We start from the raw sequence: 9,276 nt of genomic DNA, 5'->3' as shown, positions 1-9,276 counted from the left end.
TCCGCTGCTGAAAGACTCCGATGCCAATCTGCGTAGCCCTGCGGCCCCTGTCTTGCTAAGTATTGCTCTTCACCTTCAAGAAAAAGCAAAGACGCTAACTTCACCGGAGTTAAATCAGGCTGTATCAAACCTAGAATCAGCCTTAAAAATTTTGGACGAACCTAAAGCTAATTTGTCACAACCAAGGATCCCAAATCTCCGTGTATACATCAATGCTCTCAAAGCTGAACAAAGCAATCGCCCCTGCATCAAATCACTTCCCAAAAGTCCCTACATCTGGGGAATTTACTTATTTTTCCTCTTCCGAACCTTTGGCATCCGCCCACTGTGGCTGCTCAAAATCTACGAAACCTTAAAACCGAAATAGCCGGCGGCAGAAACATCACCGTTTTGCTAGCAAAACTCTATGTCAAACCACTCATTGCCAAGAAAAAAGGCACGACAGACGGCAATTTGCCCGCTACTATTTTTGAGTTAATACTGCACTATTTAAACCAAATAAACCGCAGCGGAACAGAGGATAAAGGCAGCGATTACACTGCTAGATATTAACGGCAACGATGAGAGTTAATGGCAAGATTTCTTGAAGGTAGCCGACTCCCAAAATTCATCAGAAGCGATCGCCGGCTTTCTGTTAGCCGTAAAAAATTGCTATCTCGATAAAATTCCCGGTGTAAAAGATACTGACTTTCTGCCACAAGAAATCACATCGCGCTATAATATTACAATTACCGTACCGCTTCAATCTCCTCAAGCCGTCTCGCCTGGGTAATCTTATGACGATGTACGTACCGGATTCGCAGCCTTCGCAAACAAAAGTCCTCCCTACGATGTATGATTTACCCAGTGAAGACCCGGAGGAACCCGGTTTGCCTGACGAATTCCACGACTTTCAACCTGAACTGCTGCGTTTAACCTGTCGCCCCGCAAACCATCCGCCCGAACAAATATTTATAGCGACAGACCTTAATCTCTACTACGATTCTAACCATCTCAATTGGTACAAAAGACCTGATTGGTTTGTCGTCTTGGGGGTTCCGAGATTTTATCGAGGTGACGAATTACGCCTCAGCTACGTGATGTGGCAAGAAAATGTCAGTCCTCTGGTAGTAGTAGAACTGCTATCACCTGGAACTGAAGATGAGGATTTAGGAATCACAGAAGAAACACCAAATAAACCGCCTACTAAGTGGCGAGTTTACGAACAGATTTTGCAGATTCCTTACTACTTTGTTTTTAGTCGGTACAACAATCAACTGAGAGTATTTCGTTTGATTAGCAATCGTTACCGCGAACAAGTTTTAACCGAACCCCGATTCTGGATACCGGAATTAGAATTAGGTATAGGTTTGTGGGAAGGTTGTTATCAAGGTTGTTCGAGGTTGTGGCTGCGTTGGTACGATGTCAGTGGCAATTGGGTTCTGACTCCAGAGGAGTTTGAAAGGCAGCGAGCCGAATTAGAAAGTCAGCGAGCTGAATTAGAAAGTCAGCGTGCCGAATCAGAAAGTCAGCGGGCAAATAGTTTAGCCGATCGCCTCAGAGAAATGGGCATTAATCCAGATGAGCTGTAAAATTAAATAGCAGCATGAAATGGTGCAAGCTGCAAGCGCTGTCCATAAAAACTTATTAACTAAAAATAAATTATGCCAGACTCTACCTCACTGCGCGATCGCTACCTAGCCCTAATCGACAAAATTGTCGAAATCACCCTCAAAGGTCAAATTCGCTCCAAAGAACAAGTTTATCAAATGCTGGTGCAAGACATTAGTACCGGTACTGGCGAAATCTTTGAACGCTGTTTCGGCGAACGCCTTGATGCCGCCGAAAATCAACTCAGAAATGAAAAAGACGAAATCAAACAAGCAAAGGCAAATCGCAGCCTCAGAGCTCTCAAAACCATCCAAGGAGAATGGGAACGCTGGCAGAAAGATAACCGCGTCGATCGCGCAATTGCATCCTCTATCCAACAAATCGTTACTGCTGAATCTAACGCCCGCCTCTTGGCATTATTGCAAGTAATTGATCCGAATAAAGAACATCCGCTGACTCTAGATCAATTGCAGCAATTAGCCAAATCTCTGCACCAACAAATGCTGCAAACTGCCAATCCCGAAACAGAGCAAGATTTGCAGCAAATCACCGCCGGGATCGCCAAAGGTTTAGAATCTTGGCAGCGTTTGGAACCGGAACTTGTGGGCTGGATTTATCAGCCGCAGCAGCTAGGATTTGCCGGTAGTCCCGAACAAAATGGGCCTTGGGCTTTTTGGGCAAAAAAAGTTAACAGTCCCTTTCCCCAGGCTCTTTTGAATACTATTGCGCTCGGTGAATCTGTAGTTCAATTCGCAGCCCAGCAATCGAATTTAGATTTAGGCATATTGGTGGAAGTGGCGATTATTTTGCAGTGCTTGCAGCGGGCGTTGGCGACATGGTTTGACAAGCAAGTTTACGATTCCAAAGTGTCAACAAAAGCTTCAATTTCTACTTACATTACTTTTGCGGTAATTTGGAGTCAGCTAGCTAGTGGGTTTAATAATTCTACCAAGAGCGGCGAGCAGTTGGCAAATGCTTGTTTTCAAGTAACTTTGCAAATTTTGCGCGCTTTTTCTCAGCGAGAATATTTTCCGCTTTACGGGGGAATTTTTGCTTCGTTTGATGGTAAAGCTCTGCGGCATACTTTGGATTATTTAGACGAACCGCTGCGGCGAGTTGAAGGCACTCAAGCGAAAGCTCGGATTCTGACGCTTTTGGGTTATTCGATGCAGGCGGCTGGGGCCTACGAGCGATCGATCTTGCTGCACAAGCAAGCGCTGGAAATTGCCCGTACCGAAGGAGACAAAGCTTGCGAAGTTGCCAATCTCAATCACATCAGCCGCAACTATGTTGCTCAAAAAAATTATCAGGAAGCGATTAATTACAGCCAGCGGGCTTTAATTATGGCACGACAAGCGGGAGAAAGGCAAGGCGAGGCAAATGCCCTGGCTAATTTGGGTTACAGCGAAGTGTTTCAAGCGCGGCAGTTGGAGGAGGTGGAACCGGAGGTTTATGAGAGTGCGATCGGTTATTTGGAACAAGGTTTGTTGCTATCGGAAAAATTGGGCGATCGCCAAAGTCAAGCTTTTTGTTCCAGCAGTCTCGGTATCGCTAAAATTGCCCTGGAAAATGCTGAAGCTGCGATCGAATATTTGCTCAAAGGTTGGCAAGCGGCCCAATTCTCAGGGGATTTATATTTGCAAGGTCTGAATTTGGCTTACTTGGCTCAAGCTTATTACAGAATCAACTCACTAGAAAAAGCGATATTTGCGGGCAGTTTGGGGATGTATACTCTGGAGCAAATTGGTGCGATGGAGTGGCGTCAATCGGCTGGCTTGTTGACTATTTTGCGTGGTCAAATGGGGGCTGAATCTTTTAAACAAGCTTTGGCTAAAAGTCGAGCGAATATCATTCCGGCGATCGGTGTTGATGGCTACGATTACATCCCGGAGTTGCTGGAAAAATATCAGCAATCTATTTAACTCTTTGTGGAACAGGCCGAAAAGCCTGTTGGTGAGAGGGGTGCAAAATGTAAGTTTTAACTCACCCAATAGCTGCATTATCAATAAGTCTTTCATGGGCGGGCATGATGCCCAGCCCACAACCAAATTTAAGTCTTTGTGGAACAGGCATCTTGCCTGTTCATTTGTTTTTATGCACCCCAACCTCCGAATAACTAATGCTCAACTATCACCGGTGTGCCAACTGCGACTTTCTCAAATAAAGCCTGTGCGTCTTTGTCAAACATTCTGACACAACCGTGAGAAGCTGCCCCCCCGATCGACTCTGGATTCGGAGTACCATGAAAACCAATCACATTCTTGCCATCCGTCCAAAATCCCATCCACCTACTCCCTAATGGATTGTCTGGCCCAGCAGGAATAAGTTCTCCTGTCCAAGGATTTTGCCAAACAGGATTTTTGATCATTTGCATAACTTTAAAATTGCCTGTAGGAGTTTCCCACCCACCTTTTCCCACAGCAACCGGGAAACTGGTTTGCACCTTATTTTGTCGGTAAACATAGACGCGGCGTTCTCGCAATTTCAGGACTAAATGCACTTCCTCAATAGGATTTACCGCAGGCTTTGGTTCCTGGGGAATATAACGAAATGGTTCTCCCAAGGGCGGCAGTTCTGGGGTTCCAAGATTCGGCAATTGTGTCTCGGATGTGGGCCGCTGCGCTGCGATCGCACTATTACTTGAATTAGCCACCAATTCGGCAGTCGCCTGCTGCTGTAGGCCGACCGACAGCGCGGCTGCACTCAAGCTCAGTACAATTAACTTGTTAAACAAAAATTTGCTCTTCACCATTGTTTTCTTCGCTAAACTCCTCACCAGCATTTCCTACAAAGTTCCTATCTAATTATCCGCCAACCGCACCTGATGAGAAAATTTTTGAGATGGCTTTTTGACGGCAACTGCGCTGTACAGTTTTTAGTTGAAATTCCACCACTGATAACTTGTAACTCAACACAAAGCTTAGGCAATAATACCAAAACAACAAGGTTTTTATAAGTGGCTCAGTGGAGTTACGCAATAGAATGTCGTTAAAAAACCCGGTTTATGGGTAAATCTTGCAAGAAAATGATTAAGTTTTCCCTCCGACTAATTGGATTTTTTAGTAATGGCCGACTGGTGATCGAGTATTCAAACTATGGCGCTGCTGTATCCGGCAAGCACAATCTGTCTTTGGGTAGAGTTCCCCCCAGCAACAGTTAGGTGGGCGGAAAAAAACTGCAACGGTCGATCGAATAAACTCAATATATCACGGCAACACTCTAGAGATGCAAACCGCTGAACTTGTTGTAAATCGGGAACTTATGATGTAAAATTTAGTCTTTCAATACTTGTTCGATAATCTTTTTTTGAGATTGTCATAAATTTCCTACTTTGGGGATTAAACTGGATTAGGTATAGAGGTTGGGACTTTCGTGCAGCGGAAGCAAACCCGACCCTGAATAGCAGTTAATGTGAGGTTTCAATGCGTCTTCAGAACATCAAATTATTGACAGGTGCAACACTGTCGGTGGTAATTTCGGCGGTCTCAGTACATCCTGCGATGGCTAACCCTGCAACTCAAATAGCCCAAACGCAGACCACCACAACAGCAAACACTACAACCATTGTAGGTTTTGTCAAAAGTATTGTCGGCGATGTAGTAACTATTCGCGAAGAAAGCGCGCCGTACAGGACTCTCAGGATTCAAAGATGCGTTCTGAGAATTATTGGCCTAGTACCGGGAATGAAAGTCAGAGCTACCGTCGCCGGATCTCAGATCCAAAATATCGCGGTGATCCCCGATTATAAGGTGGTAGCCACAACGGTTGCTCGTCCCGCCACCCCAGCACCGGCACCGCGTCCGGCTCCAGAACCGCCACCGCGTCCGGCTCCTCGTCCGGCTCCGGCTCCGGCTCCTCGTCCGGCTCCCCGTCCAATTCCGGCTCCGGCTCCGGCTCCGGCTCCTGTGAGAGGACTTTGGTAGACCTAGGTTATACGATTTTAGATTTTTGATTGTCGATTTTCGATTGAAAATTGGCAATGACAATCAAGCAATTTGATCCGGGCCCCCCGGATTTATTAGTAGGATCGCTTTCTTCAATCAACAATCTAAAATCGCAAATCTAAAATCGATTGACTGATGAAGCTCAAGGTTTGAAACACGGGCCTACAGTTGCCTTCTTTTTTTGCAACTGGTATGAGTAAGCGAAATTAAGTCACCGCGCACGCGGTGGCTTCGCTGTTTAATAGCAGTTAGAATAATATAATTGTCTAGCAATTGTGGAGAAATCGCTGCTATGTATTACCTGCGTTTCTTGCTGCTAATTCTGCTGTTGCCGATGATTGCGTGCGATCGAGCTACAGAGGTGATCGCCCCTGCTGTTGGCGACAACGGCCCCCTGTCGCAAATTCCCTCCCGTGCACCGCTGACAAATGTTGGGACAAATCAAATTGTACCGACCAAACCGCTGTCGCCGCAGCCAATCCGTATTGTTGCAACTTCTTTGCCGCAGCCAGGAGCCAGCGAAAGCGCCTCAAAACCTCCTCAAGTAATACCGATTCCCGCATCGCCAGTCCTACGAGTGCCTCCTGGCTTTGTAGTCAACGTTTTTGCTGACAATTTAGACGCTCCCCGATGGCTAGCTGTGACGCCGACAGGCGATGTTTTGGTAACAGAAACCCGGCAGAATCGAATTACGCTGTTGCGAGATGCCAACGGCGACGGGGTTGCTGAGGTTCGCAAAACTTTTGCAAGTGCCCAAAACGGATTAAATATTCCCTTTGGCATGGCTTTTGCCGATCGCTATTTTTTCCTCGGAAACACCGCTGAAGTCCGCCGATTTCCCTACACAAAAGGGCAGGAACAATTGACAGGTACTGGTCAAAAAATTGCCGATTTACCGGGCGGCGGCTACAACCAACACTGGACGCGAAATGTTGTCGTTTCCCCCGACAATAGCAAGCTTTTCGTCTCAGTTGGATCGCAGTCTAATGCCGATGTCGAACCGCTGCCGAGGGCGTCTGTTCAAGTGATGAATTTGGACGGCAAGAACCAGCAAATTTTTGCTTCGGGTTTGCGAAATCCGGTGGGATTGGATTTTCACCCAAAAACCAATCAACTCTACACGACAGTCAACGAACGCGACGGTTTGGGAGATGATTTGGTGCCGGATTACTTGACAAGAATTCGTCAAGGCGAGTTTTACGGCTGGCCTTACACTTATTTTAAGCCGAATTTGCTCGACCCGCGCCACGGCAGAAATGGCAATAGCGATCGACCTGATTTAGCGGCTAAAACATTAATGCCGGACGTGCTGTTTCAGGCGCACTCTGCCGCTTTGGGGCTTCAGTTTTACGACGGCAAAACGTTTCCCAAAAGATTCTCGAACGGGGCGTTTGTGGCGTTTCGCGGCAGTTGGAACCGGAACGCTGGAACTGGTTATAAAATCGTGTTTGTACCTTTTAATGCGGCGAACGGACGCCCTCAAGGTTATTATGAGGATTTTCTGACTGGTTTTCTCACAGATCCCTCTGGCCCGAAAACTTGGGGGAGGCCTGTTGGTTTGCTGGTTTTACCTGACGGGAGTTTGCTGTTTACTGAGGAAGCGAACAACCGGATTTATCGGGTGCAGTATCGCGGGTGACGATGGGGGGATTAATAAATTCTTCGCCAGCGTCTACTTTTTGTTGAATCAAGAATTTATCTTCTTTTATAATTTCACTATTCAATTTGAGATTCGCTGGGTTGGGGCGGGTTTTGTAGACAGATTGCCTGCTGTTGGTTCTGATTGCGCGCTCAAACCGCCTCTACAACCTCGAATATATCAGAACGATCGACATTTTGCGATCGCCCTTTAAAATCCAGAACCGGGTTGTTTGAGAAATTCCGCTTCTTCGGGGGTTGTTTCGCGTCCTAGAATTTCATTGCGGTGGGGAAATCTCCCAAAACGTTCGATTATTTCCAAATGCTTCTGCGCGTATTCAATGACTGAATCGCTGTCAGGTTCGCCGCTGAGTTGGCGAAATAGTTCCACAGATTTTTGCTGGTTTTCTAATTTTTCGCTGTGTTCAAAAGGCAGATAAATAAACCATTTTTGTACAGTCAGCAATTCGCGATCAAAGTTATGATTAATAGCGTATTCTGCGGTGGCTAAAGCTTTGCTATCTGTGGCGAATGCTTGAGGTGTTCCGCGAAACATATTACGCGGGAATTGATCGAGCAGTAGAATTAATGCTAGGCAGTTTTCGGGGGAATCTTGCCATGAGTCGAGTTGACCGGAGGCGGCTAGTTCGTATTGCGGGAGAAAGCCCGATCGCACTTCTGCATCAAAATCCGCATCTTTTTCAAACCATTTCTTGTGGACTTTGCCAAACTCAAGAGAGTTCGATCGACCAAACCAAAAATCTAAAACTTCATTCATTAGCAATCTAGTACGCGATTGATTGTTGATGAAATATTCTGGGTCTGTAGTTGCACAAAACGTGCTATCTGTGCAACTACAAACCACAGCGATTAATGATTAGCAATAATGACTTAGGAACCTTTGTTGTCCAGTGCTTAAATTTACGAACTAGCAAACAATCTGTCCCAAGTTTTGCCTCCCACAACTCCGTCTACAGGAATATGAGCTTGCCGCTGAAATCTTTTCACTGCATCTTCGGTTGTCGGACCGAAAACGCCATCAATTACGATCGGGTGTCGGGACAAGCCCCGCGCGTTCAACAACTTTTGCAGTTTCTTCACATCGTGCCCTTTCGAGCCACATTTTAAAATCCTTTTATGGTGTCTTACTACTGGTTCATGGCAATCATTAGTGGGGCAAATTGCGCTGCCCGCTGTATAGTTTGCTGCATTTGCGCCAGTCAAAACTAATAAGCCCAGAACTGCAAGTAAATAATAAAAAGTCTGCGATCCAACCATACTTTCCCTGTTAATTTTCTCAAGCGTTTTTTGCAAGTTGGACGATTGTTTGAGGGTGAGAAACCGGGTTTCTGGGATGGGGGCATCCAATCTCGATTCACCTGGTTTCTGGCAACAGTCAACCGACATTCTACAATATAAGTGGCTTTACTGCAAAATCTCCGATCGTGCAAGTTAAATTTTGTTGCTGTTTGGTAGCAGCAAAGGTAACAATAACTTCGCAGGCAACTGCAACTGTCAGGATTACCAAGTTTCGCGCCAGCGGGTAATCGCAAACGTCATCATTCGTCGCTGAAGGAACCCGATAGTGTTGGTTCCAAATTATTTCGGAGTAATCGGCAGCTAATCCGACGTGCACGCAGGGAAGGGAGACACTCGCACAGTAATCCTTGACTGCTTGCCGCCCGACACTGTTATCAAAAGTATCGATGATTGTGGCGCTGTTGGCAAGCAGCCGATCGACATTTGCGGGTGTCAATTCTTTTGAGTGCGCGTCAATGCTGACGGACAAAGCGCGGTAGAGGTTGTTGGCGAGAATTTTGGCTTTGAATGCGCCGATGTCCGATCGATAATAGGGTTGAGTGGAAAGGTTGCGTTCCTCGATGCGATCGCGATCGATGACTTTTAACTGACAAAAGCCCGATCGCGCCAGACTTTCTGTAATATTCGCACCCAAAGCACCCGCCCCGCACACCGTTACCGGGAAATTTTTGATCTGCGACATCACTGCCGCACTTCTGTAAAGTTGTTCGTGAAAAAATATACTCATAGTCAGTAGTCAGTAGTCAGTAGTCAGTAGTCAGTAGTCAGTAGTCAGTAGTCATTA

General features: G+C 46.2%; 10 protein-coding genes and 1 pseudogene. 7 read left to right on the top strand and 4 right to left on the bottom strand.

Features of this window, described 5'->3' with window-relative positions:
- From QUA34_RS12895 to QUA34_RS12875, 5 genes and pseudogenes are all read left to right on the top strand, one after another.
- Positions 1-367 (top strand): annotated as a pseudogene (locus tag QUA34_RS12895) (HEAT repeat domain-containing protein); the annotation flags it as partial.
- Positions 328-552 (top strand): hypothetical protein, encoded by a 225-nt coding sequence (locus QUA34_RS12890; protein WP_333387028.1) that lies wholly within the window; start codon positions 328-330, stop codon positions 550-552. The pseudogene QUA34_RS12895 and the gene QUA34_RS12890, both read left to right, overlap by 40 nt.
- 31 nt (positions 553-583) lie before the next feature.
- A complete protein-coding gene (locus QUA34_RS12885) occupies positions 584-772 on the top strand; it encodes a hypothetical protein (RefSeq protein WP_333327995.1) in 189 nt (62 codons plus the stop codon).
- Between the two features lie 4 nt (positions 773-776).
- Positions 777-1,571: a Uma2 family endonuclease gene (locus tag QUA34_RS12880; RefSeq protein WP_333327993.1), complete on the top strand. Its 795-nt coding sequence runs from the start codon at positions 777-779 to the stop codon at positions 1,569-1,571.
- Positions 1,572-1,643: 72 nt separating this feature from the next.
- Entirely contained in the window at positions 1,644-3,512 is a 1,869-nt protein-coding gene (locus QUA34_RS12875; RefSeq protein ID WP_333387026.1) for a tetratricopeptide repeat protein, read from the top strand.
- A gap of 194 nt (positions 3,513-3,706) precedes the next feature.
- On the opposite strand, the gene QUA34_RS12870 is transcribed toward QUA34_RS12875, so the two are convergent.
- Entirely contained in the window at positions 3,707-4,342 is a 636-nt protein-coding gene (locus tag QUA34_RS12870) for a L,D-transpeptidase (protein ID WP_333387024.1), read from the bottom strand.
- Between the two features lie 670 nt (positions 4,343-5,012).
- On the opposite strand from QUA34_RS12870, the gene QUA34_RS12865 reads away from it, so the two are divergent.
- Both QUA34_RS12865 and QUA34_RS12860 read left to right on the top strand, forming a co-directional pair.
- Positions 5,013-5,513 (top strand): autotransporter, encoded by a 501-nt coding sequence (locus tag QUA34_RS12865; RefSeq protein WP_333387022.1) that lies wholly within the window; start codon positions 5,013-5,015, stop codon positions 5,511-5,513.
- A 313-nt stretch (positions 5,514-5,826) separates the two neighbouring features.
- Positions 5,827-7,173, top strand: coding sequence for a sorbosone dehydrogenase family protein (locus QUA34_RS12860; RefSeq protein WP_333387020.1), 1,347 nt, complete (start codon positions 5,827-5,829; stop codon positions 7,171-7,173).
- Between the two features lie 210 nt (positions 7,174-7,383).
- On the opposite strand, the gene QUA34_RS12855 is transcribed toward QUA34_RS12860, so the two are convergent.
- From QUA34_RS12855 to QUA34_RS12845, 3 genes are all read right to left on the bottom strand, one after another.
- Positions 7,384-7,950, bottom strand: coding sequence for a DUF924 family protein (locus tag QUA34_RS12855; RefSeq protein WP_333387018.1), 567 nt, complete (start codon positions 7,948-7,950; stop codon positions 7,384-7,386).
- Between the two features lie 143 nt (positions 7,951-8,093).
- A complete protein-coding gene (locus QUA34_RS12850) occupies positions 8,094-8,450 on the bottom strand; it encodes a peptidoglycan-binding domain-containing protein (RefSeq protein WP_333387015.1) in 357 nt (118 codons plus the stop codon).
- A gap of 130 nt (positions 8,451-8,580) precedes the next feature.
- Entirely contained in the window at positions 8,581-9,219 is a 639-nt protein-coding gene (locus QUA34_RS12845; RefSeq protein WP_333327977.1) for a ThiF family adenylyltransferase, read from the bottom strand.
- Between the last annotated feature and the right edge of the window lie 57 nt (positions 9,220-9,276).

It is taken from the genome of Microcoleus sp. POL10_C6, from assembly GCF_036701585.1.
GTDB lineage: Bacteria > Cyanobacteriota > Cyanobacteriia > Cyanobacteriales > Microcoleaceae > Microcoleus.
Note: the sequence above shows the minus strand (reverse complement) of the source record. Positions and strands in the feature narration are given on the sequence as shown.